The 26,717-nt window shown below is 67.9% G+C and carries 22 protein-coding genes and 1 pseudogene; 17 read left to right on the plus strand and 6 right to left on the minus strand.

The window, feature by feature from the left end; translation table 11 throughout:
- Positions 1 to 309: 309 nt before the first annotated feature.
- A complete protein-coding gene (locus KEC55_RS06675) occupies positions 310 to 1,053 on the minus strand; it encodes a GntR family transcriptional regulator (RefSeq protein ID WP_282507493.1) in 744 nt (247 codons plus the stop codon).
- Between the two features lie 160 nt (positions 1,054 to 1,213).
- Here KEC55_RS06675 and KEC55_RS06680 point away from each other — a divergent pair, with 160 nt between their 5' ends.
- The 9 genes and pseudogenes from KEC55_RS06680 (at position 1,214) to KEC55_RS06720 (ending at position 12,520) form a co-directional block, all read left to right on the plus strand.
- Positions 1,214 to 2,065, plus strand: a complete 852-nt coding sequence (locus tag KEC55_RS06680) for a fumarylacetoacetate hydrolase family protein (protein WP_282507238.1) — start codon at positions 1,214 to 1,216, stop codon at positions 2,063 to 2,065.
- A 42-nt stretch (positions 2,066 to 2,107) separates the two neighbouring features.
- Positions 2,108 to 3,898 (plus strand): FAD-dependent monooxygenase, encoded by a 1,791-nt coding sequence (locus tag KEC55_RS06685; protein WP_282507239.1) that lies wholly within the window; start codon positions 2,108 to 2,110, stop codon positions 3,896 to 3,898.
- A gap of 11 nt (positions 3,899 to 3,909) precedes the next feature.
- Positions 3,910 to 4,872: a VOC family protein gene (locus KEC55_RS06690; RefSeq protein ID WP_282507240.1), complete on the plus strand. Its 963-nt coding sequence runs from the start codon at positions 3,910 to 3,912 to the stop codon at positions 4,870 to 4,872.
- Positions 4,873 to 4,962: 90 nt separating this feature from the next.
- Positions 4,963 to 6,060 carry a porin gene (locus tag KEC55_RS06695; protein ID WP_282507241.1) on the plus strand — a complete coding sequence of 366 codons (1,098 nt, stop codon included), beginning with the start codon at positions 4,963 to 4,965 and terminating at the stop codon, positions 6,058 to 6,060.
- 33 nt (positions 6,061 to 6,093) lie between these two features.
- The gene (locus tag KEC55_RS06700; protein WP_282507242.1) at positions 6,094 to 7,344 is read left to right on the plus strand and encodes an MFS transporter; all 1,251 of its coding nucleotides are present in this window, start codon (positions 6,094 to 6,096) and stop codon (positions 7,342 to 7,344) included.
- Between the two features lie 260 nt (positions 7,345 to 7,604).
- A pseudogene (locus KEC55_RS06705) lies at positions 7,605 to 9,700 on the plus strand (TonB-dependent receptor).
- 29 nt (positions 9,701 to 9,729) lie between these two features.
- Positions 9,730 to 10,497 (plus strand): ABC transporter ATP-binding protein, encoded by a 768-nt coding sequence (locus tag KEC55_RS06710; RefSeq protein WP_282507243.1) that lies wholly within the window; start codon positions 9,730 to 9,732, stop codon positions 10,495 to 10,497.
- The gene (locus tag KEC55_RS06715) at positions 10,494 to 11,483 is read left to right on the plus strand and encodes an ABC transporter substrate-binding protein (protein ID WP_282507244.1); all 990 of its coding nucleotides are present in this window, start codon (positions 10,494 to 10,496) and stop codon (positions 11,481 to 11,483) included. Before KEC55_RS06710 ends, KEC55_RS06715 begins: the two co-directional genes overlap by 4 nt.
- Positions 11,484 to 11,512: 29 nt before the next feature.
- Positions 11,513 to 12,520, plus strand: coding sequence for a FecCD family ABC transporter permease (locus KEC55_RS06720; protein WP_432626285.1), 1,008 nt, complete (start codon positions 11,513 to 11,515; stop codon positions 12,518 to 12,520).
- Between the two features lie 59 nt (positions 12,521 to 12,579).
- On the opposite strand, the gene KEC55_RS06725 is transcribed toward KEC55_RS06720, so the two are convergent.
- Both KEC55_RS06725 and KEC55_RS06730 read right to left on the minus strand, forming a co-directional pair.
- Positions 12,580 to 13,956 carry an ATP-binding protein gene (locus KEC55_RS06725; RefSeq protein WP_282507246.1) on the minus strand — a complete coding sequence of 459 codons (1,377 nt, stop codon included), beginning with the start codon at positions 13,954 to 13,956 and terminating at the stop codon, positions 12,580 to 12,582.
- Positions 13,957 to 14,682: a response regulator gene (locus KEC55_RS06730; protein ID WP_282507247.1), complete on the minus strand. Its 726-nt coding sequence runs from the start codon at positions 14,680 to 14,682 to the stop codon at positions 13,957 to 13,959.
- A gap of 245 nt (positions 14,683 to 14,927) precedes the next feature.
- Between KEC55_RS06730 and KEC55_RS06735 the strand changes: the two genes are divergently transcribed.
- Both KEC55_RS06735 and KEC55_RS06740 read left to right on the plus strand, forming a co-directional pair.
- Positions 14,928 to 15,674, plus strand: coding sequence for a MipA/OmpV family protein (locus KEC55_RS06735; RefSeq protein WP_282507248.1), 747 nt, complete (start codon positions 14,928 to 14,930; stop codon positions 15,672 to 15,674).
- A gap of 279 nt (positions 15,675 to 15,953) precedes the next feature.
- Complete coding sequence (locus KEC55_RS06740) at positions 15,954 to 16,289, plus strand: hypothetical protein (RefSeq protein WP_282507249.1); 336 nt, start codon at positions 15,954 to 15,956, stop codon at positions 16,287 to 16,289.
- Between the two features lie 46 nt (positions 16,290 to 16,335).
- On the opposite strand, the gene KEC55_RS06745 is transcribed toward KEC55_RS06740, so the two are convergent.
- Both KEC55_RS06745 and KEC55_RS06750 read right to left on the minus strand, forming a co-directional pair.
- A complete protein-coding gene (locus tag KEC55_RS06745; RefSeq protein WP_282507250.1) occupies positions 16,336 to 17,550 on the minus strand; it encodes a transglycosylase SLT domain-containing protein in 1,215 nt (404 codons plus the stop codon).
- A gap of 398 nt (positions 17,551 to 17,948) precedes the next feature.
- A complete protein-coding gene (locus tag KEC55_RS06750) occupies positions 17,949 to 19,109 on the minus strand; it encodes a porin (protein WP_282507251.1) in 1,161 nt (386 codons plus the stop codon).
- Between the two features lie 495 nt (positions 19,110 to 19,604).
- Between KEC55_RS06750 and KEC55_RS06755 the strand changes: the two genes are divergently transcribed.
- Genes KEC55_RS06755 through KEC55_RS06770 form a run of 4 tightly spaced genes read left to right on the plus strand, consistent with a single transcriptional unit; the run spans position 19,605 to position 24,548 of the window.
- Positions 19,605 to 20,114, plus strand: coding sequence for a sigma-70 family RNA polymerase sigma factor (locus KEC55_RS06755; RefSeq protein ID WP_175844559.1), 510 nt, complete (start codon positions 19,605 to 19,607; stop codon positions 20,112 to 20,114).
- 3 nt (positions 20,115 to 20,117) lie between these two features.
- Positions 20,118 to 21,104, plus strand: coding sequence for a FecR domain-containing protein (locus KEC55_RS06760; RefSeq protein WP_282507252.1), 987 nt, complete (start codon positions 20,118 to 20,120; stop codon positions 21,102 to 21,104).
- A gap of 53 nt (positions 21,105 to 21,157) precedes the next feature.
- Entirely contained in the window at positions 21,158 to 23,719 is a 2,562-nt protein-coding gene (locus KEC55_RS06765) for a TonB-dependent siderophore receptor (protein WP_282507253.1), read from the plus strand.
- 55 nt (positions 23,720 to 23,774) lie between these two features.
- Positions 23,775 to 24,548, plus strand: a complete 774-nt coding sequence (locus KEC55_RS06770) for a hypothetical protein (RefSeq protein WP_282507254.1) — start codon at positions 23,775 to 23,777, stop codon at positions 24,546 to 24,548.
- A 15-nt stretch (positions 24,549 to 24,563) separates the two neighbouring features.
- Here KEC55_RS06770 and KEC55_RS06775 read toward each other — a convergent pair whose 3' ends face one another.
- Positions 24,564 to 25,436 (minus strand): LysR family transcriptional regulator, encoded by an 873-nt coding sequence (locus tag KEC55_RS06775; protein WP_282507255.1) that lies wholly within the window; start codon positions 25,434 to 25,436, stop codon positions 24,564 to 24,566.
- Between the two features lie 112 nt (positions 25,437 to 25,548).
- On the opposite strand from KEC55_RS06775, the gene KEC55_RS06780 reads away from it, so the two are divergent.
- Entirely contained in the window at positions 25,549 to 25,974 is a 426-nt protein-coding gene (locus KEC55_RS06780) for a VOC family protein (RefSeq protein ID WP_282507256.1), read from the plus strand.
- Positions 25,975 to 26,104: 130 nt separating this feature from the next.
- A complete protein-coding gene (locus KEC55_RS06785) occupies positions 26,105 to 26,689 on the plus strand; it encodes a flavin reductase family protein (protein WP_282507257.1) in 585 nt (194 codons plus the stop codon).
- Positions 26,690 to 26,717: the final 28 nt, after the last annotated feature.

Genomic DNA, 26,717 nt, shown 5'->3' on the forward strand with positions numbered 1-26,717 from the left:
GGCGCGCGTCCGGCGATTCGCCGGATTCGGGTGCCGGCGAGTGTGGTCAGCTTATGCGATTCGTGCTGCGGTGCGTAGCGCGCGCGGACAGAACATAGTGTTCTCGTTCATCGAACGGCAAACGCGCGCGAACGGGTGCAGCATGCCCCTACCATGACGGACATGGTCAGGATAACTGATGTGTATGAGCTTGACGGGCGAAACGGATGCGCCGATCGACCGGCCCACTCCGGCGGAGCGGATCATGGCGCGCGCGGCAGGTCGCGCGAAGCGGGGCGGCGCTCGCGGGTGACGAATGAAGCGCCCGGCCTAGCGCCGCGCGCGTGCCTTGCCGGCGGTGCGCGGGGAGGCAGCCGATGCCGCGCCGTCGGCGGGCGTCGTGTCTTCCAGCACGAGCTGCGCGGTGACCGCGAAATGCTGGCGCAGCAGCTCGCACGCTCGATCGGCGTCGCGCGCGATCACGGCCTTCACGATGTCCTCGTGCTCGCGACCGACATCGCGCTCGCCCGCATGCTGGCTGCGCAGCGACTGATGCCGGTAGCGCGCGGTCTGCGTGCGCAGCGTCGCCGCGAAATGCTTGAGCCATTTCGAACGGCAACCGGCCAGCAGCGTCGCGTGGAAGTGGTCGTGCGCGCGTTCCCAGTCGGGGTTCATCCGCGGCGGTTCGTCGATGACGGTCGGCAGGCTGTTCACCAGGTGGAACGCGGCGAGCACCGACGCTTCCCATTCGAGGTTGCCGCTTTCGATCGCGTCGCGCAGCGCTTCGGACTCGATGCACTGCCGCACCGACGTGATGTCCTCGAGATCCGCGCGGGACACCGGCGTCACGCGAAAGCCGCGCTGGTCCTCCGCGTCGACGAAGCCGCTCATCGCGAGCCGCGATACGGCCTCGCGCAGCGGGATCACGCCGGCCTGGTAGCGGTCGGCCAGCTCACGGATCTTCAGCTTGGAGCCGGGCGCGAGCGCACCCGACACGATGTCCCGAAGAATGGTGTCGGCCAGTACCGACGCCATGGTTCGCGAGCCGCCGGTCGCCGCGTCGTCAAACGTCATGTCCACGAATAGTTCCCTCCAGATGGCCAAATTATATGCAGAACCGGTAGACGTATGCGAAGCCTAGGGTAAACATGCAAAGACGAAAATATATATATTTTCTAAATTTGTATCTAAATCGCGGCCAGCCCGGCGGCGACCCCCTTGATCTGGAGATGTCATGCGTTACGTGAATTTTTCGGCCGATGGCCGCAAACGGATGCTCGGCGTGCAGCGCGACTCGACCATCGTGTCGCTCGGCGATGCGACGCTCGAACAGTTGCTCGCGAGCGGTATCGACCTGGCCGGCTTCGCCGACCGTCAGGCGTCGGCCGGCCCAACCTTCCACGTCGACGAAGTGACGTGGCTGCCGCCGCTCACGCGGCCCGGCAAGATCATCTGCGTCGGGTTGAACTACGCGGACCACACGAAGGAGAGCCCGTACGAGCAGCCGACCTATCCGACCCTGTTTCCGCGTTTCACGACGAGCCTGATCGGGCACGGCGCGGCGATGATCCGGCCGCGCGTGTCCGATTCGCTGGACTTCGAGGGCGAGCTGGCCGTGGTGCTGAAGAGCGGCGGACGTCACGTGCCGAAGGCGCGCGCGCTGGAGTGCGTGGCCGGCTACTCGGTGTTCAACGACGGCTCGGTGCGCGAGTACCAGTTCAAGGCGCCGCAATGGACGGTCGGCAAGAACTTCGACGGCACCGGCGCCTTCGGCCCCGCACTCGTGACGGCCGACGAGCTGCCGGCGGGCGGCGCCGGGCTGCGGCTGGAAACGCGGCTGAACGGCAAGGTCGTGCAGTCGGCCAACACGAGCGACATGCTGTTCGACGTCGCGACGTTGATCGCGATCGTCAGCGAGGCGATCACGCTGGAAGCGGGCGACGTGATCGTCAGCGGTACGCCGGCCGGCATCGGCTGGGCGCGCGACCCGAAGCTGATCATGCGCGACGGCGACGTGTGCGAGGTCGAGATCGAAGGGCTCGGCATCCTGCGCAATCCGGTGCGCGACGAAGACGCGGCGCAATGAACGCCGGCCGTTGAACGCATCCATCAAGAGACTGAGGCAGACATGAGACAGATTCGAGTTCCGGTGTTGGTGGTCGGCGCAGGGCCGGCCGGGCTGACGACCGCGGCGCTGCTTGCGAAGTACGGCGTCGACGTGCTGGCGATCACGCGCTATCCGGGCACCGCCCATTCGCCGCGCGCGCACATCACGAACCAGCGCACCGTCGAGGTGTTCCGCGATCTCGGCATCGAGGAGCGCGTGCGCGCGCTCGCGACGCCGAACGAGCTGATGACCAACAACGTGTGGGCGACCAGCTTCGCGGGCCGCGAGATCGCGCGGTTGCAGACCTGGGGCACCGGCACGCGGCGCAAGGCCGACTACGAGGCGGCCAGCCCGTCGCAGATGTGCAATGCGCCGCAGCACCTGCTCGAGCCGGTGATCCTCGGCGCGGCGCGCGAGTATGGGGCGCGCATCCTGTTCAACACCGAACTCGTGTCGATTCGCCAGACGGACGACGCGGTGATCGCGCAGCTCGTCGACGTCGTGACGCGCGAGGAGATCGAGGTGATCGCCGATTACGCGGTCGGCGCGGACGGCGCGCAAAGCACCGTGGTCAAGCAGCTCGGCTTCGAGCTCGACGGCGAAATGGGGCTCGGCTGCGCGGTGAACTGCTGGCTCGAGGTCGACCTCGAGAAATACACCGCGCATCGCCCGGGCGTGCTGTACTGGATGAGCCAGCCGGGCAGCGACTACTGGGTCGGCAGCGGTACGTACATTTGCGTGCGGCCCTGGAACGAATGGGTGCTGCTGTTCATGTACAACCCGAAGGAGGGCGAGCCTGACCTGAGCCACGACGCGGTGATCGCAAGGGCCCGCGCGACGATCGGCGATCCCGATATCCCGATCCGCGTGAAGGCCGTGTCGAAATGGACGATCAACCGGATGGTCGCGCGCACGATGGTGAAAGGCCGCGTCGCGATCGCCGGCGACGCCGCACACCGCCATCCGCCGGCGAACGGGCTTGGCTCGAACACGTCGGTGCAGGATGCGTTCAACCTCGCATGGAAGCTCGCGATGATCGTGAAGGGGCAGGCCTCGCCCGCGCTCCTTCGGACCTATTCGGACGAACGCCAGCCGGTGGCCGAGACGGTCGTGAATCGTGCGATCAAATCGGTCGGCGAGATGCTGCCGATCGCGCAGGCACTCGGCTTCTCGGAAGGGCAGACTGCGAAAGAAGGCTGGGCTGCGCTCGACGGGCTGTTCGCCGAGGACGACGCGGGCCGCAAGCGCCGCAAGACGCTTGCCGATGCGGTCGAGCTGCAGAACTACCAGTTCAACTGCCACGGCGTCGAGCTGGGCCAGCACTACACGTCATCCGCGATCGTGCGTGACGGCGCGACATTCCCGATTCCGTCGCGCGATCCGGAGCTTTACTATCATCCGACGACAACGCCGGGCGCATCCATTCCGCACGCGTGGATCCAGCACGGCGGCGAGCAGGTATCGACGCTCGATCTCGTCGGCCACGGCGCGTTCACGGTGCTCACGGGCGCCGGCGGGGACGCGTGGCTCGACGCGGCGAAGCAGGCCGGCGACGCGTTCGGGATAGAGATCCGCGCGGTGTCGATCGCACCCGGCACGCCGACGTTCGACGTGTACGGCGACTGGGCGCGGCAGCGCGAGATCGAGGATCACGGCTGCGTGCTGGTGCGGCCCGACCGCTTTGTCGCGTGGCGTTCGGAAGCGATGGCGGACGATCCGGCCGGTGCGCTGCGCCGCGTGATGGCGCGGATACTCGGCGACGCGGGGCGTGCACGTGCGCAGGCCGATGCGGCCGCGCTGGCCGAAGCGTAACGGAGGTCGGCATGACGACTGCGACGACGACTGCTGCAACCGGGCCAGGCAGGCGGGCCCCGTTCGGCATCCACAGCATCGACCATTTCGCGCTCGACGTGCCGGGCCTCGCGGAGGCCCGCCGGTTCGTGACGGCATTCGGCTTCGACGTCGAGGAAGCCGGGCACGAACTGCGGCTGCGCACGGAACCCGGCGGCCACGTGTGGGCGACGCTGCGCGACGGGCCGCGCAAGCGGCTCGCATATCTGTCGCTCAACTGCTTCGCCGACGATTTCGTGCCGCTGCGCGCGCAGATTCTCGGTGCGGGCGGTCGCGCGGCGGCGGCGCCGGAAGGGCAGGCGGCGGACGACGGCTTCTGGTTCGAGGATCCGGACGGCAACCTGCTGCAGCTGAAGACGGGCGCGAAGACGACACCCGGCTGCAAGCCGGCGCCGCCGCGCGCGACCGGCATCCGGCCGCAGCGCGGCGCGCTGTTTCGCGGCGATGCGCCGATCGTGCATCCGGCGCGGCTGTCGCACGTGCTGATGTTCACGCCCGACATCGGCCGGGCGATCGCGTTCTACGAGCAGGCGCTCGGCCTCGGCCTGTCGGACGGCGCCGCGGGCATCGTCGCGTTCCTGCACGCGCGCCATGGCAGCGACCATCACTTGATCGCGTTCGCGCAGGGCACCGCGAAGGGCTGGCATCACAGCGCATGGGACGTGCCGGCCGTCGACGACGTCGGGCTCGGCAAGATGCAGATGCAGCGGGCGGGATATGCGCAAGGCTGGGGTGTCGGGCGTCACGTGCTGGGCTCGAACTACTTCCAGTACGTGCGCGATCCGTGGGGCTCGTTCTGGGAGTATTCGGCCGACATCGACTATGTCGGTGCGGGCGTCGAGTGGCCGGTCGGCGACCACCCGCCGGAGGACTCGCTGTACCTCTGGGGCCCGGACGTCCCGGACTATTTCTTCGAGAACACCGAAGCTGCCTGATCGTCACCGCATGCGGCCGGCTCGCGCCGGCGCGCACGGCGCCTTTTTATTCATATCAATCAGTATAACGAATCATATTTGGAGATCAGGATGGTCGGCAAGAAGACCTGTGCAATCGGCGTGCTGGCGCTCGGGCATGCATGCGCGGCGTCCGCGCAGAGCAGCGTCACGCTGTTCGGCCTGCTCGATGCAGGCATCAGTTACGTGAGTAACGAAGGCGGTCACGGCGTCGCGAAGTTCGACGACGGCATTTTCACGCCGAGCCTCGTCGGGCTGCGCGGCAGCGAGGATCTCGGCGGCGGCACGCGCGCGATCTTCCAGCTCGTCAGTCAGATCGCGATCGGCTCGGGCGCGACGATCGGCGACGGGCTGTTTGCGCGCACCGCGTTCGTCGGCTTGCAGAACGACCGTTACGGCACGGTCACGCTCGGCAACCAGTACGAGTTCATGGCCGACACGCTGTTCTTCGGTGGCGTCGACGCGGCGCGCGACGTCGGCGGCCTGTACAACCTGCGCAACGGCCCGTTCCAGAAGCTCGCGTTGCCGGGCAATCCGACCGGCGCGTTCGACTGGGACCGGATGGCCGGCAGCCAGCGCGTCGCGAACGCGGTCAAGTACGTGAGCCCCGTGATCGGCGGGCTGAAGTTCGGCGCGCTGTACGGCTTCGGCGGCGTGCCGGGCAGCATTGGCGCGAACAATACCGTGAGCGTCGGCGCCGATTACTCGATCGGCACGTTCGGCGCCGCCGCCGCTTACACGAACGAAAAATACGGCGCGCAGGCTGGCTCGCCCGCGACCAGCGTGCGCAACTGGGGCGCTGGCCTGCGTTACGGGTTCGGCGCGGCCAACCTGAGCGCGCTGTTCACGACGGTCCGCAACGCGGCATCGGGTGGCGCCGCGTGGATGGGCGAGGTGGGCGGCACGTGGCAGCTGACCGGCGCAACGACGCTCGGCGCGGACTACATGTACATGAAGGGCAACGCGACGCTCGACGACAACCATGCGCACCAGCTGACGGCCACGATCCAGTATCACTTGTCGAAGCGGACGATGGTCTATGCGAGCGGCGCGTGGCAGCGCGCGAGCAGCGGCGCGCACGCGCAGATCAACGGCGTGCTCGATCCGGACGGTGCATCGTCCGGTGCGAACCAGGCGATCGCACGCATCGGCATGCACACCGTGTTCTGACCGCTCGGCCTCGCGCACCCTTGGAGAAACCAGATGAATCACGCACGCGTGTCCGGTCGGGACACCTCGTACGAATGGAAGATCGTCGCGCTGCTCGCGCTCGGATTCGGGCTCGTCGGCGTCGACCGCTTCATGATCATGCCGCTCTTTCCCGTGATGATGCGGGACCTGAAACTCGACTACCAGGATCTCGGCCACATCACGGCCGCACTGTCGGTCGCGTGGGGGGTGTCCGCGCTGCTGACCGGCAACCTGTCCGACCGCTTCGGACACCGCAAGGTCATCCTTCCGGCAATGCTCGCTTTTTCGCTCCTGGCCTGCGCGAGCGGACTCGCGTGGGGCGTCGGCAGCCTGATGGCGATCCGCGCGGTGATGGGCTTCGCGGAGGGCGCGTACACGCCGTCGAGCATCACTGCGACGCTCGATGCGTCGGACCCGGCGCGCCACGGCCGCAACGTCGGCATCCAGCAGGCGGCGCTGCCGCTCTTCGGGCTCGGCATCGCGCCGATCGTCGTCACGCAGCTGATGCGCGTCGTGCCGTGGCACTGGATCTTCGCGATGGTCGCGGTGCCGGGGCTCGTCGTGTGCGTGTTGACGTGGAAGGTGTTGCGCGACACCAGCGCCGAGCGCGCGGCCGCGCATACCGATACGGCTGATGCCGGCAGCCATCGCTGGCGCGACGTGCTGCGCTACCGCAACGTGCCGCTCTGCTTCGTCGGGATGTTGTGCTGGCTGACCTGCCTGATCGTGCTGAGCGCGCTGCTGCCGAACTACCTGACCGACTATCTGCACCTGAGCCTCCAGCAGATGGGCTTCGTGCTGTCCGCAACGGGCATCGGCGGTACGCTCGGCGGGATCGCGATGCCGGCGCTGTCCGACCGGATCGGCCGCCGGCCGGTGATGGTGCTGTCGGTACTCGGTGCGTTCGTGTCGCTGTGGTCGTTGTCTCGCACGGGGGCAGAGCCGGTCGCGCTGTTCGCGGGGCTCCTGGCCACGATCTTCTTCGTGTTCGCGATGATCACGCTGACCGTCGGGCCGATCAGCGCGGAAGCCGTGCCGGCGCAACTGATGACCACGGCGTCCGGGCTCGTGATCGGCGTCGGCGAAATCTTCGGCGGCGGCATCGCCCCGTCGGTCGCGGGCTACGTCGCAAAGCACTTCGGCATCCAGTACATCATGCAGCTCGGGATGGGGGCGCTGGTGCTCGGCCTGTTCGTCGTGCTGGCGCTGAAGGAAACTGCGCCGGCCCGGCTCGCGCGAACGACAACCCTCGCGCGGTCGTGACGGCGCGGCCGATCGCGCGATCAACCTGACAAAAAACTGACAATCAAAATGATATATTGTATCATCTGATGTTTTCGCCGCGGGCCGGCCCGGTTTGCCGGGCACGGCCGCACGCGACGAAGCCACACGACGATCGATACGAAGTGACGAAAACCAGGAACAGGACGGTGCGGCGCACGCGGCGCGATTTTGCCTCGGACCGCGACGGCGGGAGTTGGCGCGCACGCGCCGCGCGCAGCTGCACGCTGCTGGGCTGCGCGATGGCCACGTCCGGCGCGCTGGCCGCGGAAGCCGCCGCACCCGCGCCGGACGACCGGCACGCGCTGCCGGCGATCAACGTCAGCGCGCCATCCGCGCCCGTCGACCCGTTGACGCAGCCGCTCGCAACGGGTTCACGGCTGGGGCTCGCGAGCCTCGATACACCCGCGAGCGTCGAAACCGTCACGGCCGACGCGATCGAAGCACGCGGCGATCGCACGGTGCTCGACGCGGTCAGGTCACGCGCACCGCCGGCTTTTCGAGCGCGATGGCGCCCGGTACCGGCGGCACCGCATTGAGCGTGCGCGGCTTCAGCGGGCAGGAATCGGTGATGACGTTGCTCGACGGCGTGCGGCTGATGCCGGCGGCCGGCACGATCACGTTCCCGTTCGACACATGGTCGGTCGAGCGCATCGAGGTGCTGCGCGGCCCGGCATCGGTGCTGTATGGCGAAGGCGCGATCGGCGGCGTCGTCAACGTGGTGCCGAAGCGGCCGCAGCGCATGCGCGAGACGACGCTGCAGGTTGGTGTCGGCGCCGACGGCGCGAAGCGCTTTGCGTTCGATACGACGGGCGCGCTCGGCCCGCGGCTGTCTTACCGTTTCTATGCGAGCGATGCGCGTGCGAACGGCCTCGCCGAGCGGGCCGATACGCATACGACGGCCATCGGCGGCGCGCTGAAGTTCGACGTGAGCCCGCAGCTCACGCTGACGCTCGACTACGACTACGGCCGCCAGATGCCGGCGACCTACTACGGCGTGCCGGCGCCGAACGGCGTGCTCGATCCGTCGCTGCGCAAGCTCAACTACAACGTCGGCGACGCGACGATTTCCTACTACGACCAGTGGACGCGTCTGTCCGCCAGCTACCGGCCGACGGCCGGCGTGACGATCGACAACCAGCTCTACTACCTGACGTCGAACCGTCACTGGCGCAATGCCGAGGCATATGCGCTCGACCCGGCGACGGGGCAAGTCACGCGCAGCGATTATCTCGACATCGGCCACCACCAGCGGCAGATCGGCGACCGGCTGAGCGCGCGTTTCGACGGCACGTTGTTCGGCCGTGCGAACCGCTTCGTCGTCGGCACGGAATTCAGCCAGATCACGTTCAGCGGCACCAACAACTCGCCGTACGGCGGCGAATCGACGGTGCCCGCGCACGGCTTCGATCCCGGCGCATTCACGAGCCCTGATCCGACGGTGCCGCAATTCAGCACACGGGCGCGGCAGGCCGCGGTCTTCGCGGAAAACCGGCTCGAAGTGCTGCCGCGGCTCGCATGGGTGAGCGGCCTGCGCTACGACCACATTGCATTCAGCCGCGAGCAGGCGGCCACCGGCGCGGGCTTCGACAAGCGATTCGCGAACGTCGGCTGGCGTACCGGTTTCGTGTTCGAAGTTGCACCGACGCTCAGCGCGTATGCGCAATACACGACGGGCGCGGAAGGGCTCGGCTCGCTCGTGACGCTGTCCGCGTCGCAGGCGCACTACCGGCTCGCGACCGGTGAACAGTGGGAGGCCGGGCTCAAGCAGACGCTGCTCGACGGCCGCGCGTACTGGACCTTCGCGGTGTACGACATCACGAAGCGCAATCTGCTCAGTACCGATCCGTTCAATCCCGCGCTGCGCCAGCAGGTCGGCCGGCAATCGTCGCGCGGCGTCGAGTTGACGGGGGGCGTGCGGCTGCCGCACGGCTGGACGATCGACGCGAACGTTGCGCTGCTGCGCGCACGCTACGACGAATTCAACCAGACGGTCGGCGGCGCGACGGTGTCGCGGGCCGGTAACGTGCCGTCCAACGTGCCGCAGCAGACCGCGAACCTGTGGCTCGGCTGGGCGTTCGCCGAACGCTGGCAGGCGAACGCGGGCGTGCGCTACGTCGGCGCGACCTACGGCGACGATGCGAACCGCCTGCAGGTGCCGTCGTACACGGTGTTCGATGCGTCGCTGCGCTGGCAGCCGACGTCGCGCACCGAGCTCGCGCTGTATCTGCGCAATCTCGCGAACCGTACGTACGCGGTGACGACGTCGAATGGCGGCGAGCAATGGCTGCTCGGCCCGTCGCGCTCGGCGGAGCTCGTCGCGACGATGCGCTTCTAGTGCGGCGCGACGTGCATCCCGTCACCCACATGCTCGACATCGAACGCGTGAGCTGGTCTCCCGGCGGCGCGATCGACGTGCTCGATTCGGTGACGCTGACGGTCGCCGAAGGCGAGTTCGTCGGGCTGGTCGGCCCGAACGGCAGCGGCAAGACGAGCCTGCTGCGCTGCATATTCCGTTACGCGCGGCCCGACGCGGGCCGCGTCGCGCTCGATGCGCAGGACGTATGGCGCATGCGGCCGCGCGCGGTCGCGCAGCGCGTCGCGGTGCTGCAGCAGGAGACGCCGGACGATTTCGGGCTGACGGTCGACGAACTGGTCGGTATGGGGCGCACGCCGCACAAGCGGCCGTTCGATGCCGAGTCGGCCGACGATCGCCGCATCGTCGAATCCGCGCTGCACGACGTCGGCCTCGTCGAGCGCCGCGCGCAACGCTTCGCGTCGCTGTCGGGCGGCGAGAAGCAGCGCGCGCTGCTGGCCCGCGCGCTCGCGCAGCAGCCCGAACTGCTGCTGCTCGACGAACCGACCAACCATCTCGACCTGCGTCACCAGCTCGAACTGCTCGCACGCGTGCGTCGCCTCGGCATCGCGACGCTTGCGACGATTCACGACCTCAATCTTGCGGCCGCGTACTGCGACCGGCTCCACGTGCTCGCGCACGGCCGGGTCGTCGCGTCCGGCGCGCCGGGCGACGTGCTGACCGAAGCGCTGCTGCGCGACGTGTTCGGCGTCACCGTGCTCGTCGATCGGCATCCCGTCTCGGGCCGGCCGCGCATCACGCCGCTTCATCCGGAATGACCGCCATGCCGTTGCCTTTGTCCTCTGTCGTACGCCGGCTGGTTGCGGCCGCCGTGCTCGGCTGCGCCGCCGCTCAAGCCGGCGCTTATCCCGTCACCGTGCGCAGTTGCGAGCGCGACGTGACGTTCGAGCGTGCGCCGGCGCGCGCGGTGAGCAACGACGTGAACCTGACCGAGATGATGCTCGTGCTCGGCCTGAAGGACCGGCTCGTCGGCTATACGGGCATCGGTGGCTGGAAGACGGGCACCGCGCGCGTGCGCGACGCATTGCGTGGCGTGCCCGAACTGGCGAGCCAGTATCCGTCGCTCGAGGTGCTGGCCGCCGCACGCGCCGACTTTTATCTCGCGGGCTGGAACTACGGGATGCATGTCGGCGGCCCCGTGACGCCCGCGACGCTCGCGCCGTTCGGCATTCGTACCTATGAACTGACCGAATCGTGTTCGCACGTGATGAAGCAATCGGCCGCGTCGTTCGACGACGTGTTTCGCGACCTGAACAATCTCGGCCGGATCTTCGGCGTCGAGGCGCGCGCCGGGCAGGTCGTCGCCGCGATGCGCGCGCGCCTCGCGACGGTGTCGCGCGCGATCGGGCAGCCGACGCCGCTGCGCGTGTTCGTCTACGACAGCGGCACCGACAAGCCGATGACCGCGGGCGGGCTCGCGATGCCGACCGCGTTGCTGGCGGCGGCCGGTGCGCGCAACGTGATGGACGACCTGCCGCGCAGCTGGACGCAGGTGAGCTGGGAGAGCGTGGTCGCGCGCGATCCGCAGGTGATCGTGATCGTCGACTATTCGGCGGTGACGGCCGCGCAGAAGCAGCAGTTCCTGCTGAGCCAGCCGGCGCTCGCGCGCGTGGCCGCGATCCGCGACCGGCGCTTCGTCGTGATTCCGTACGATGCGGCGACACCGGGCCCCGAGAACGTCGCGGCCGTCGAGACGCTGGCGCGCGCGCTGTATCCGGCCGCGTTCGCCGGGCCGGCGCGATGAGCAGGTATATGCGTGCATCGCGGCCCCGCATGCGCGTCGTGCTGCCGGCGCTGGCCGTGCTGCTGATCGTGTCGATCGTCGTGTCGGCCGCGTTCGGTCCGGCGCCGATCGCGATGACGGCGGCGGTGCGGATCGTCGCCACGCACATCGCATCGGCGGTCGGCGGGGCCGGCGCGTTCGCGGCGGGCGCGGGCGACGACAGCATCGTGTGGCTTATCCGGATGCCGCGTGCGCTGCTGGCCGCGATCGTCGGCGCGACGCTGGCAGCGGTCGGCGTCGCGTTGCAGGCGGCCACCGCAAATCGCCTGGCCGATCCGCACCTGCTCGGCGTGAGTGCGGGCGCGATGCTCGGCGCCGTCGCGGTCACGGTGGTGGTCGGTGCGGCGTTCGGCCCGTTCACGCTGTCGGCCGCCGCGTTCGCGGGCGCGCTCGCGGCAACCGCCTGCGTCGTCGCGCTCGCTCACCGGGGCGGGCGGCTCGAATCGGACCGGCTGTTGCTCGCGGGCGTGTCGGTGTCGTTCATGATGGCCGCATTCGGCAACCTGTTGCTGTATCTCGGCGACCAGCGCGCCGCGTCGTCGGTGCTGTTCTGGATGCTCGGTGGCGTCGGGCTCGCGCGCTGGGATTTGCTGCCGGTTCCGGCCGTGTGCGCGGTGCTCGCCGGCAGTGCGCTGTACGCGCGACGGCGTGAACTGAATGCGTTGATGTCCGGCGATGTTGCCGCGGCGTCGCTCGGTGTGCCGAGCGCGCGGATGCGGCGCGAGGTGTTCGTCATCGCGTCGTTCGCGACGGGCGCGATGGTCGCGGTGAGCGGTGCGATCGGCTTTGTCGGGCTCGTGACGCCGCATCTGTGCCGGCGCGTCGTCGGCGCCGAGCACGGCCGGCTGTTGCCGGTCGCCGCGCTGACGGGCGCGATCCTGCTCGTGTGGGCCGATGTCGCGGCCCGCACGCTTGCTGCGCCGGAGGATTTGCCGATCGGTATCGTCACTGCGCTATTCGGCAGCCTGTTCTTCGTCGCGTTGCTGCGCCGCCGCTGAGCGGCGCAATCCGGTCGGATCCTGCCAGGCGAGGGCGGAGCGGCGGCCCGCCGTGCCTGTCATCGCGACGGCTTGGCCGTGCGCTTGCCGGCGCCGGGCATATCGGCGCGTGAATCGGTGCCGGGCACGTCGAAGAGGCTGTCCGGCATCGTCAGCGCGGGCAGCGTGATGACGAAGCGTGCGCCGCCGAGCGGCGAATCCAGGAGCCGCACGTCACCGCCGTGCACCTGCGCGACGCGCCGCACGATCGCGAGCCCGAGACCGAAACCGCCGGTCTGCCGGTCGCGGCTGGAGTCGAGCCGCTGGAACGGTTCGAACACGCGCGCGCGTTCGGCGGCCGGAATGCCGGGGCCGTCATCGTCGACGCTGAGCACGAGCGCGCCGGTCGCGTCGCTGGCAGCGGCCAGCAGGACCTTGTGCGACGCATAGCGTGCGCCGTTGCGGATCAGGTTCAGCAGCGCGCGGGCGACGAGCTTCGGATCGCACACGTGGGTCGCGGGCGCACCGAGCGCCGATACGTCAAGCGTGATTCCGCGATCGGCGACATCGTTCGCGACATTTCCGGCGACGCTGTCGATCAGCGCGTCGACGTCGATCTCCATCGGCGAAAGCTCGCTCGCACCCTGTTCCAGGCGGCCGATCGTCAGCAGCTCGGTAACGAGTTCGTCGAGTTCGCGCACGTCGCGCCGCAGTGCATCGCGGCGTTCGCGCATCCGTCCGGTTTCATCGGGCTCGGCAAGCAGCGCGAGCCCGAATTCGAGCCGGGCCAGCGGCGTTTTCAGCTCGTGCGAGATGCCGTGCATCATTTCGCGCTGCTGCTTGATCGACGCCTCGATGCGCGCGGCCATGTCGTTGAACTGCTGCGACAGATCGTAGATGTTCGACTTGCCCGACAGCTTCACGCGTGTCGACAGCGTGCCGGCGCCGAACGCGCGCGCCGCATCCTGCAGCCTGCGAATGTCGCGCCAGTGATAGTGAATCCAAAGCACGACCGCAAACAGCGTCGCGAGCGCGAGCAACAGGTACGCATAGATCCGGATGTCGAGGTCCGGCGGCTCGATCGGGCGCGCGTGCAGCACGGAGCCGTCCGCGAGCGGCATATAGTAATCCTTGCCGTTGTAGCTGATCGCGATCCTGCCGGCATCGAGATCGCGCAGCGGTGTACCGCTCAGTTGTGCGCGCGCGTCGGCCATCGACATGAAGCCGAACCCTTCGTTGCCGTGCAGTGCGAGCTCGCGCAGCGCAAGCTCGCGCTGCGTGCCCGGATGGCGCTCGAGGTAGTCGTTCAGCACGAACGAATAGGTCGTCAGCGAGTCGCGCTGCGCCTGTGCGACGCGGTCGTAGAAGATCCGGTCGAACGCCAGCTGGATGAACACGATCGAGGCGGCGACGCACACGATCACGATGAGGTACAGCCTGATCAACGGGCGCAGCATTTATTCGTCCCACGCGGAAGGGCTGAACAGATAGCCGCGACCCCAGATCGTCTTGATCTTGTGCGGTTCCGATGACGCATCTTCGAACCGGCGGCGCAGCTTCGAGATGCCCGAATCGACCGAGCGGTCGAGTCCGTCGAATTCGATCCCGCGCAACTGCTTCAGGATGTCGTCGCGGCTCAGTACGGTGCCGGCCGCGCGCGCGAGGATCAGCAGCAGGTTGAATTCGGCCGTCTTCAGGTCGACAGGATCACCGCGCCAGGTGACGGTGCGGTTCGGCGGCGAGATCGTCAGTTCGCCGAACACGAGGGCCTCCGGCGCGGCAACGGGCGCTTCGGCGGCGGCCGGCTGCGCGCGGCGCAACAGCGCACGGGCGCGCGCAACGAGCACGCGCGGCTCGAGCGGTTTCGTCACGTAGTCGTCGGCGCCGGTCTCGAGGCCGGCAACCTGGTCGTAGACGTCCGCGCGCGCGGTCAGGATCAGCACGGGGACGTTGGTGAACGCACGGATGCGCCGGCAGACTTCCATCCCGTCGAGGTTCGGCAGCATCAGGTCGAGGATCACGAGGGCCGGCTGGTGCTCGCGCACGGCCGCGACGGCGAGGTCGCCGCGTCGTACGACCGTCACCGCGAATTCGTAGCCGTCGAGGTATTCGCGGACAAGCTGCGCGAGACGGTCGTCGTCCTCGATCAGCAGCACACGGTATTTGAGCAGGTCTTCGTTCATGGTCTCCTCAGGATGCACGCGCCATCTCGCACCCGGCAGGCTGAGGGGCGGCGCGGCACGCGAATTCTATCCGGCGCACCGGAGGGCGGGGGACTCGGACGACAATCTCGAACAATCGAACACAATTGAGCACAGATTCTCCGCAGATTCAGGACAGTCTCGGCGCAGGGCGACACCTAGACTGCGGGCTCCGTCACTCTTATCTCAATATTGTGCGCCCACTCCTCCGCCGCTACCGCTATTGCATGCCGCTCGCCGGCCTGACCCTTGCCGCCGCCGCCCACGCGGAAAACCAGTATTCGCTGTCGCTCGGCGGCGGTGTCGCACCGCGCTACCCGGGCAGCAACCAGTATCGCGGGGTCGTCGCGCCGTCGTTCTCCGCGAAGTTCGGCAACGGCTTCTTCATCGACGGCACGCAGGGCGCCGGTTACCGGCTGGACCTGCCGCATGGCGTGTTCGTATCGGCGGCCGTGAGCTACGACGCCGGCCGCGCGGACGAGAACCGCTTCGACCTGCCGGGCTCCGACTACCTGAAGGGCATGGGCCGGATTCCGGGTTCGGTGCTGGTCGGCGTGCGCGCGGGCGTGACGCTTTTCAATGCGGCCGAACTGAGCGTCACGATCGATTCACCGGTGACGCACACGTCGCGCGGCGTGTCGGGGCACATGGATCTCGCGGTGCCGGTGTTCAAGACCGCGCAGCACGAGATCATCGTGACGGGCACCGTGCACGCGGGCTCGGGGCGCTATACGCAGACGTTCTACGGCGTGACCGATGCGCAGTCGATGACGAGCCGGTTCCGGCCGTATTCGACGAGCGGCGGGATCGACAGTGCGTCGATGGCGGTCGCGTGGAACTGGACGTTGTCGCAGCATTGGTCGGTGCTCGCGACCGGCGGCGTGACGCGATTGCTGGGTCGCTACGGCGACAGTCCGATCGTTCAGTCGCGCAGCAACTACTACGGGATTGCGGGCGTGACCTACAAGTTCTGAGCGGGGTGCCGGCGCGCGCATGCCGCACGGGATGCGTGGGCGCCGGCGTTGCAGCCGTCGCGGCGAATTGCGTGCGGTAACATGCAGGCGGATCCGGCGCGATACCGGACTTGCGACCCGGTTCGCCGACACGGCCGGGCCGGGTCGCGTCACCGCGACATTCGCTGGCCGGCTTTCGTCAGGAAACGGCCGGCGGCGCGCGGCACCGATCATTCATGCGATGCCCGGCCGTGCACGAAGGCCGCACACGGCACGCCGGGCCGAGACTGGGAGAAACCGATGAAGAACACGATCGCGATGCTCGTTGCACTCGTTGCGAGCGCAACCTTTGCAGGATGTGCGGACATGAACACGAAGCACCCCAACGCCACCGCCGGCGGCGCGGTGATGAACCCCGCGCCGTCGGGCGCCGTGAGCGCGTGCAAGGCGGACGCGGCGCCGGACGACGCGCTGGTCGGCAAATCCGAGGCCGACGCGGCCACGCTGCTCGACGGCTGCCTGTGGCGCGTGCTCGAGCGCGACGGAAAATCGCTGCCGGGCACGATGGACTACCGCGAGGAGCGCCGGAATCTCGGCATTCGCGACGGGAAGGTGATCTGGGTGCGGCGCGGGTGAGGCGACAGCACCGACGTGACGCGCTAGACGCGCGAGCGAAGGCGCGTCACTTCGAGATGTACCACAGCGCGTCCGTGCTGACGCGCGAAGGCTGGGCAGCCGCAGCCGGCGCTTGAGCCGGCGCGGGCGGCGGCGTGATCGACGTGACAGCCGTCGGCAGCGTGGCGGGAAGATTCGCCGTCGATGGCGAGGCCGCCGCCGATGTCGACGGCGTATTCAGATACCACAGCGCATCGGCCGACGCCGTGCGTTTTGACGCCGTACCGGCTGCCGCATTCGTCGTCGCGTTCGCCGCCGTACTGGCAGGCTTCTTCGACGCGGCGGCCGCTGCCGTGCCTGTCGTTCCGGCCTGCGCGGTCACGCCCGCGCCCCCGGCTGCGCCGCGCTGCGCGCGCGCCTCGAACGGCCCGAGCTGGAAGATTAACGTTTGCGCGGGACGTGTCAGGACGGCATACGGGAACTGCAGCTCCCACGACATCAGCACGCGCCCCGACGACGTTTCGGTGAAGATCGCCGGCAAGTGCTTCATGTCGCTGAACTGCACGTAGATTCGCGAACCGTCGTCGAACACCTGGGTCGGCTTCGCCTGATCGGCACCGGTGACCGTCCAGCCGAAGTTGTACGTGCCGGCCGGGCCCGCGGGCCCGCCCTGCGGCGGCGGCGGCGGCGGGGCCGACGAGATCGTGCGCGGACGCGTGACCGGCTGCGACGCGGACACGCTCAGGCTCGCGAACGGGTTGTACGCCTGTGCCTGTTGCGGCGGCGTAAATGAGGGGGGCAGGATAGGCATGGGAGTATCCGGCGAATCCGGCATGGTCCGGATTGCATCATAGACCTTGCGCGCATACGCGAGGCGCTTGTCTGGCGAGGCGGAGTTGTACGCGCCGATCGCGTTCCAGTTGGGGCCGAGCTGGCGGATGTTCTGCGACAGGATCCACGCACCGACATACGCGTTCGTGCATGCATCGAACAGGCTTTCCCGCGTGATGCCCTCGCGCGCGAGCGTCGGCAGCCACGTGCTGTTGATCTGCATCAGGCCGATGTCGACCGTGCCGTTCGTATTGGTGTTGACGGCGTTCGGATTCATCCCCGATTCGACCTGCGCGATGCCGCGCATCAGGCTGACGCTCACGTGCTGGAACGCGGCCGCGTCGTCGAGGCAATCGGCTCGCGCGACGCCGTGCAGCGCGCACGACATCGCAATCGTCGAGGCGATTGTCAGCGTTTCGCGGCTGATCGAACGGGTTGTATGACGCGGCATGGCAGGATGGGGCGGAATCCGGCCGCCCGGTGCAAGGAAATGACGAGAGACGCGAAGTGTGCCATAGCGGGCAGACAAATGGCTCGCGTCAAACTTTCCTTTGCATTTGTCCACGCGTTCGCCACGCATTTTTATCGCGTCGGATCACGCGGTGTGACGATGCCTGATCGGTAAAAATGGCCGGATTTTCGGTGAATGCCAGTGCGATGGCGGCGATCGAAACCTGACGCACGACGTCAGTCGTACCGTGAGCGCCGTACTGAATTGCGTGGAAAGGATTTCACCGGGCAATCCTTGTCCGGCTCGAATGAAAGCGGCAAAAAGCAACGGCGGCCGAAGCCGCCGTGTACGCCATGCGGATTCGACCGGCCGCGCCGCGCGCGACCGGTCGTTTTTCATCAGAAGCGGTGACGCAGGCCGAGGTTGACCATCGTCTGCGAGCTCGTGCCCGCGTAGCCATACGAACCGATCGACGCCTGCGCGGCCATCGACCCGCCGTTGCCGTCGCCGGTCTGTCCGCTCGCATGCTGGTACGCGGCGGTCAGGTAGACGTCGGTGCGCTTCGACAGGTTGTAGTCCGCGCCGGCCGATACCTGGTGATAGGTCGCCGACGTATCGCCGCCCGAGCGCGTATAGCTGTAGCCGAGGCCGACCAGCAGCGCATTCGTCGCCTGGTAATTCACGAAGCCTTGCCCGGTGTTGTAGTGCTCGTTCGAATTGAATGCCGAGCTCGCATCGCGGCGGTACTGCGCGTTGCTGTAGCCGAGGCCGAACGTGAACGGGCCGGCGACGTACTGGCCCGCGATGCGCGCGATGCCGATCGAGTGGGCGCTCGCATAGCCGTTGTTGATCGGGCCGTCGAACGTGCCGTCCGACGAACTGGTCCAGCCGTTGCGCAGGCCGTTCGACGCGGGGCTGTTGGTCGCGTGGAAATAGCCGCCCGCGACGCTGAACGGCCCGTTGTTGTACGACACGGCGGCCGAATACGATTGCGCGGCACCGGTGCTGCCGGCAATGCCGCCGAACGAGTACATCGTCGAGAACTGCAGGCCCGAATAGACGGCCGACGTGTACTTCACCGCGTTGTCGACGCGGAAGCTGTTGTCGTAGTTGTCGACGTCGCCCGGCGTCGCGAACACGCTGCCCAGATAGTTGTCGGCGGTGATGCCCTGCACGAGATCGACGAGCGGATCGTACTGGCGGCCGAATGTGAGCGTGCCGTAGCGGTCGCTCGTCAGGCCGACGAAGGCTTGACGGCCGAACATGCGGCCACCCTGGCCCTGTCGGCCGTTGCTCGGGTCGAAGCCGTTCTCGAGCTGGAACAGCGCCTTCAGCCCGCCGCCGAGATCCTCGGTGCCTTTCACGCCAAAGCGGCTGCCAGCCAGGTTGCCCGCGCTGCTGTTGCCGAGCATCCACGCGTTGTCCTTGCCCTGCGCATGGTTCACGTAGGTGATCGACGTGTCGATCACGCCGTACAGCGTGACGCTCGACTGCGCATGTGCGACCGGTATCGCGGCGAATGACGCGATCGAAATCAGCGAGAGGGTCGTGCGTTTCATCTCATCTCCTTGCGCATTGCGCTCGTGTTCGTGATCCGGAATGGCAGGAGACTACAGAGCCGTAATCAAACGGCAAAAATGAAATTCTCTTTTGTGGTCTGACGCAGACAGAGACGTCCTCCGATATACGCTATTGAGGGATTTGAATTATTGAGAATCGCGTATCAATTGGTTGTCATTTCGCGATTTCTCCATTGCGCCTTGCATATCCCGTGACAATTCCGTGCAATCGATCGGGGAATGGCGGTGATCCGGATATTGTTATTGATCCGTCAATTAATTATTGAATGAATTGAATTGGCCGGACTGTAATGGGTGTGTTAGGGACGTATCGCCCGCGCCCGGCGGAGACATCGCGGCTTCGCCCCCGGCGCGACCTGATCGTCGCCGCGCGCATCGGGGCGCATCGAAACCGAGGCCGCAAGCTTACTTTTGTATATAATAATCATTCTCATTTACAGAATCGTTGACGCCTGCGCACCCCGGAACCCGGCCATGTCCGCTGACAAGCTGTCCCTCCATCGAGAAATCGACGCCCTCTATGCCGGCCACCATGCGTGGCTGCGCGGCTGGCTGAGCCGGAAGCTCGGTTGCGCGCATCGCGCGGCCGATCTCGCGCACGATACGTTCATGCGCCTGCTCGCACGCGACGAGCCGATCGGTGCCGACGAGCCGCGCGCGTTCCTGACGACGGTTGCCCAGCGCGTGCTGAGCAATCACTGGCGGCGCGAGCAGATCGAGCGTGCGTATCTCGACGTGCTTGCGCAGCGCCCCGAAGCGTATGCGCCGTCGCCGGAAGAGCGGGCCGTCGTGCTCGAGACGCTGCTCGAAATCGACCAGTTGCTCGACGGCCTGCCGCTCGCGGCGAAGCGTGCGTTTCTGCTCGCGCAACTCGACGGGCTCACGCAGGCCGAGATCGCGCGCGAACTCGGCGTGTCGCTTGCGACGGTGAAGCGCTATCTCGTGAAGGCCGGCACGCAGTGCTTCTTCGCGATGGCGGCCTGACCGATGGCCGCCCCAGGCGCACCGGCGGTGCCGCCGCACGTCGCGCGTCGCGCCGTCGAATGGTGGGTCGACCGGCAGGCCGGCCGTACCGACGACGCGTTCGCCGCCGCGCTCGCGCGCTGGCGCGCCGAGGATCCGGCGCATGACGCGGCGTGGCGACATATTGAAACGATGCAGGGCCGCTTCGGCCGGCTCGCGGCCGGGCTCGATCCGCAGGCCGCGCATGCGGCGCTGCTGCCGCCGCGTGCGGGCCGCCGCCGCGCGGCCGTAAAGACGCTGGCCGTGCTGCTGTTCGCGGGCGGCGCGGCATGGATGGCAGAGCCCGCGCGGCGCGCGGCAATCTGGCCGGCCGATCTGCGCACGGCGGTCGGCGAGCGACGCACGGTGACGCTCGCGGATCGCACGACCGTCGTGCTCGATACCGACACCGCGCTCGACGTGCGTTTCGACGACGCGGCGCGCCACCTGCGGCTGCTGCGCGGCACGATCATGGTGACGAGCGGCCATGACGATCGCGTACCCGCGCGGCCGCTCGTCGTCGCGACCGCGCAAGGCGAGTTGCAGCCGCTCGGCACGCGCTTCGCGGTACGGCAGCGCGACGGCGCGACACGCGTCGAGGTGTTCGCCGGCGCGGTACGCGTACAGCCGGTCGAGGCGACGGCCGGCACGCGCGTGATCGCGGCGGGAGAGGGCGCGGATTTCACGCGCGATGCGATCGGCGCGCCGGCGCCGCTCGATCCGCATGCGTCCGCGTGGACGGGCGGCATGCTCGTCGCGTCGCGCATGCGGCTGGCCGACCTCGTCGCCGAGCTCGACCGGTATCGGCGCGGCAGCCTGCGCTGCGATGCGGCCGTGGCCGACCTGCGCGTGTCGGGCACCTATCCGCTCGACGATCCCGAGCGCGTGCTCGACACGCTGAAGGCGACGCTGCCGATCGACGTCCACTACCTGACGCGCTACTGGGCGACGGTCGTGCCGGCCCGTTCGTGAGTCCGTCGAAAAAATTTCCGCCGGCCTGAGCTGTTTTTCGATGTTCGCGTGACATGGGTAATGAAAGCAGCACTGGCCCATCGTCCACCGACTCTCCGATCATGGTTTCCATCCGTCTCACGTATCGGCGCCGTCCGGCGCCCGCCCGTCATCTGCCGCGCGCGGCCGCACCGGGCCGTCTTGCACGCCGGCTGGCCGGCGCGGTCCTGCTGTCGGCGCTGCTGCCGCTGCCCGCGCTGGCCGACACCGACACCGACGCGGCGCCCGCCGCACAGCGCGCGTCGCGTCGCGCGTTCGACATTCCGGCCGGCCCGCTCGAGGCCGCGCTGAACCGGTTCGGGCGCGACGCGGGCATCCTGCTCGCGTTTCCGGCCGAGATGACGGCCGGCCTGACGAGCGGCGGCGTGCAGGGCCGGTTCGACATCGATGGCGCGTTTGACCGCCTGCTGGCCGGCACGGGGCTCGTCGCGCTACGCCAGCCGGGCGGCGGTTACACGCTGATGCGCGCGGACGGGGCGGCGGCGCGGCCCGTGGCGGGCGGCGTCGCACCGGCCGCCGAGCTGCCGACGATCAACGTGCGTACCAGCGCACTGCGCGCCGAAAGCTATCGCGCGCCGAAAGAGGCCGGCGTGCTGCGCTCGGAGATTCCGCTGCTCGACACCGCGCAGGCCGTCAACATCGTGCCCGCGCAGGTGTTGCGCGACCAGCGTCCGCGCAATCTCGACGACGCGCTCGGCAATGTGAGCGGCATCACGCAGGGCAACACGCTCGCGGGTACGCAGGACACCATCATGAAGCGCGGCTTCGGCGGCAACCGCGACGGCTCGATCATGCAGAACGGCATGCCGCTCGTGCAGGGTCGTGCGTTCAACGCGGCGGTCGACAGCGTCGAGGTGCTGAAGGGGCCGACGTCGCTGCTGTACGGGCTGATGGATCCGGGCGGCATGATCAACGTCGTCACCAAGCAGCCGCAGCTCAAGCGTTACAACGCGATTTCGCTCGGCGCGTCGACGTTCGGGCACGGCAAGAACGGCGGCGGCGCGACGTTCGATTCGACGGGGCCGATCGGCGATTCGCGGCTCGCGTACCGGCTGATCGTCGACCAGTCGAACGAGCAGTACTGGCGCAATTTCGGCGAGAACCGGCAGACCTTCGTCGCACCGTCGCTCGCGTGGTACGGCCGCGATACGCAGGTCGCGGTGTCCTACCAGTACCGCAAGTTCCATTCGCCGTTCGATCGCGGCACCGCGCTCGATCCGCGCACCAATGCGCCGCTCGATATCCCCGCGCGGCGGCGGATCGACGAGCCGTTCAACAACATGGACGGCGAATCGCATCTCGCGCAACTGACCGTCGATCACCAGTTCAATGCGGACTGGAGCGCGCATTTCGGCTACAGCTACAACCGCGAGACGTACGACGCGAACCAGTTGCGCACGACCGGCGTCGATCCGGTGACGGGCACGATGACGCGCAGCAACGATGCGACGCACGGCTCGCTCAGCACCGACAGCTACGGGGTCGGCTACGTGAACGGCAAGCTGACGCTTGGCGGGATGCGTCACGACGTGCAGGTCGGTTTCGATACCGAATACCGCCGCATCTATCGCAAGGACATGCTGCGCCAGGCCGTGAAGACGCCGTTCAGCTACATCGATCCGGTGTACGGCCTGCTGCCGCCGTCGAGCACGGTGTCGGCGAGCGACAGCGACCAGACCGACACGCTGCACGATGCGTCCGCGTTCTTCCAGGACACCGTTCACCTGACCGACAAGTGGATCGTGTCGGGCGGCCTGCGCTACATCACCTACAACCAGGTCGCGGGGCGCGGCCGGCCGTTCAAGGCGAACACCGACCTGAGCGGCTCGAAGTGGCTGCCGCGCGCGGGTGTCGTCTACAAGTGGACCGATACGTTCTCGCTGTACGGTAGCTATTCGCAGTCGCTGAAGCCGTCGTCGTCGATCGCGCCGATGGCATCGGGCTACATGATCGACGGCTCGACGCCGCCCGAGGAGGCGACCGCGTGGGAAGTGGGCGGCAAGCTCGACCTGCCGGGCGGGATGACGGGCACGCTCGCGCTGTTCAACATCGACAAGAAGAACGTACTCGTATCGCAGTACAACGACGCGACGAAGCTGACCGACTGGCGCACATCGGGCAAGGCACGTTCGCGCGGGGTCGAACTCGACGTGTCGGGCAAGATCGGCGAGCGCGTGAACGTGATCGCGAGCTACGCGTATATCGACGCGAAGACCACCGAGGATCCGCTGTATGCGGGCAACCAGCTGTGGAACGTCGCGCGCCATACCGCGTCGCTCGCGGCCGTCTACGACTTCGGCACGGTGCTCGGCGGCGATGACCTGCGCGTCGGCGCGGCCGCGCGCTACGTCGGCGCACGGCCCGGCGATTCGGCGAACAGCTTCACGCTGCCGTCGTACGTGCTCGCCGACGCGTTCGCGACCTATGACACGCGGATCGGCAAGCAGAAGCTGTCGTTCCAGCTCAACGTGAAGAACCTGTTCAACCGCACGTACTACCCGTCGAGCGCGAACCGCTATTTCGTCGCGATCGGTGACGCGCGACAGGTGTCGCTGCTGACCACGCTGCAGTTCTGACCACGCAATCGCCGCGCGGCCGGTGCGCCGGCGCGCGACCCTGGAGAAGATCTCGATGAACCTGAAGATGAAGACCGGCGCCGTGCGCGCCGTTGCCGACGGCGCACGACGCCGCGTATTGCGCACGATCGCGGGCTCGGTGCTCGCGTTGGGCGCGGGCTTGGGTATCGGCGTATCGACGCCTGCATGGGCAGCCGATGCGCCGGCTGCCGTCACGCGCGTCGCGATGCTCGTGCAGTTGCGCGGCCCGAACCTGAAGGTCGACGAACGGATCAGCCAGCATCTCGGCGAACGCGGCTACGCGGTGCGCCTGATCGACGAGTCCTCGACGCCCGATGCGGCGCGCGACGCCGACCTCGTCGTGATCTCGTCGACGGTGTCGTCGAAGAACGTGCGGCCCGGCTGGCGCACGCTCGACAAGCCGCTCGTGACCTGGGAAAACGACCTGCTCGACGATCTCGCGATGACGGGCAAGCGGCACGACGTCGATTTCGGCGAAACGGGCAAGGAGCGCTATCTGTGGCTCGTCAACGCGCCGCATCCCATTGCGGCTGGCCTGCCGGCCGGCGCGACCAACGTGTACGGCAAGCAGGCGCCGATGAGCTGGGGCAAGCCGGGGCTCGGCGCGATCACGATCGCGACCGTGTACGGGCAACCCGACAAGGCGGCGATCTTCGCGTACGAGAAGGGCGCGACGATGGACTACGAAGCGCTCGCGCCGGCGCGTCGCGTGATGTTCTTCCTCGACAACGACACGTTCACGAACCTGTCGCCGGCCGGTGTCGCGCTGTTCGACGCGGCCGTCGACTGGGCAGCCGGGCGGCGTTGAGCCGCCACGCGCCGGTCAGGCAGGCCGCGACGCCGCTTCGATCAGTTGCGCCAGTTGCTGCGCCGGTTCCGACATCGTGCGCCGCGCGCGATGCACGAGCCCGATGTCGCGGTGGAACGTGTGATGCCCGAGGTCGATCGCGCGCACGCCGGCCGGCCAGCGGCGATACACGGCCGTCTGCGGCACGATCGCGACGCCGACGCCGTTCTCGACCAGCTTGACGATCGCATCGAGCTCGTCGAGTTCGCAGGTGTCGCGCACCGCGATGTGCATCTTTCTCAGGAAACGATCGACCTGGCGGCCGCCGAACGACGCACGGTCGTAGCGGACGAACGGTTCGCTCGCGAGCAGTTCGGCCCAGTCCTTGCCTTTCACGCCGCGCGGCACGATCAGCCGGAACGGCTCCTGCGCGAGCGTCGTCCAGTGCAGGTCGCTCTGCAGCGAAAACGGCGGACGGATGATCGCGGCCATGTCGATCTCGCCCGCATCGACCCGGTTGACCAGCTCGATTGAGAGCCCCGGGATCACGCGCGTGCGGCACGCGGGCTGCCGGCGATGGAAGTCGGCCAGCGCGGCCGGCAGCAACGCGCTCTGCACCGACGCGATCGCGCCGATCGTCACGCGCACGGCGGTCGGCGAGCCGGGCGCGGTCGAGCTCAGGTTCTCGTACAGGCCGATCAGCGCCTGTGCCTGGTCGAGCACGTGATGACCGCGCTCGTTGAGGCGGGCCGCGCGGCCTTGCCGGTCGAACAGCGCGAAGCCGAGTTCGGCTTCGAGACGCTGCATCTGCGCGCTGACAGCCGCCTGCGTCAGGCCGATACGGTTGCCCGCGGCGGCGAACGTGCCTTCCCGGGCGACGGCGATGAGGGTTTTCAGCTCGCGGATCATTGATCAATTCCGTTTGTGAATCACAAAACTATATATTGATTTAATTTTTGCCCGGCGTTGTCTACCATGATGCGATCCTCGCGCCACGCGAGCGTTCCTTCACGAGGCAACCATGAGTCTTTCCCCGTTTCACCTGGCGATTCCGGTCCACGACCTGCCTGCCGCGCGCGATTTCTATGGCCGCGTGTTCGGGCTGGAAGAGGGGCGTTCGAGCGCGCAATGGGTCGACTTCGACTTCTACGGGCACCAGCTCGTGATCCACGAGCATCCGAAGACCGCATCGCAGGAAGACGCGCACACGAATGCCGTCGACGGCCACGACGTGCCGGTACCGCATTTCGGGATCGTGCTCGACTGGGCGAGCTGGGAAGCGCTGGCCGAGCGGTTGAAATCGTTCGGCGTGACCTTCGCGATCGAACCGTATGTGCGGTTCAAGGGGCAGGTCGGCGAACAGGCGACGATGTTCCTGTTCGACCCGTGCGGCAATGCGCTCGAATTCAAGGCGTTCCGCGATATCGGCCAGCTGTTCGCGAAGTGATCGGCGGCGGCGTCAGCGCCGATTGAATTTGGGTGCGAGAATGCGGCCTGCCGCACGCGCGCGCAGGTGCGCCGGCCGGCGCCGCGCCGCACGGCATCCGTCCGTGCGCGCCGTTCTCCAAGGAACCCGTATGGACAGTCACATCGCTCCGGTGGAGCTGAAGAAAGCCTACCGTCTCCTCAACCACGGCCCGACCGTGCTCGTGTCGGCCCGCCACGACGGCGTCGACAACGTGATGGCCGCCGCGTGGGCGTGCGCGCTGGACTTCATGCCGCCGAAGCTGACGGTCGTGCTCGACAAGTCCGCGAAGACGCGCGAGCTCGTCGAGCGCAGCGGCACGTTCGTGATCCAGGTGCCGACGGCCGCGCAGATTCAGCTCACACACGCGGTCGGCAGCCACAGTCTTGCCGAGCGGCCGGACAAGCTGCGCGAAGCGGGTGTCACGCTGTTCGACGTCGAGGGCCACGACCTGCCGTTCGTCGCCGGTTGCTCGGGCTGGCTCGCGTGCAAGCTGATTCCCGAGCCGCACAACCAGCAGACCTACGACCTGTTCATCGGCGAAGTGGTCGGTGCGTGGTCCGACACGCGCGTGTTCCGTGACGGTCACTGGTATTTCGAATCGGCCGATCCGGCGCTGCGCAGCCTGCACTACATCGCGGGCGGCAATTTCTATGCGATCGGCGAATCGCTGCACGTCGATCCGGACGCGCAGTAGGCGTCTGGCCACTGACCATTCATTGTCA

This window comes from Burkholderia cepacia (assembly GCF_029962485.1).
Classification (GTDB): Bacteria; Pseudomonadota; Gammaproteobacteria; order Burkholderiales; family Burkholderiaceae; genus Burkholderia.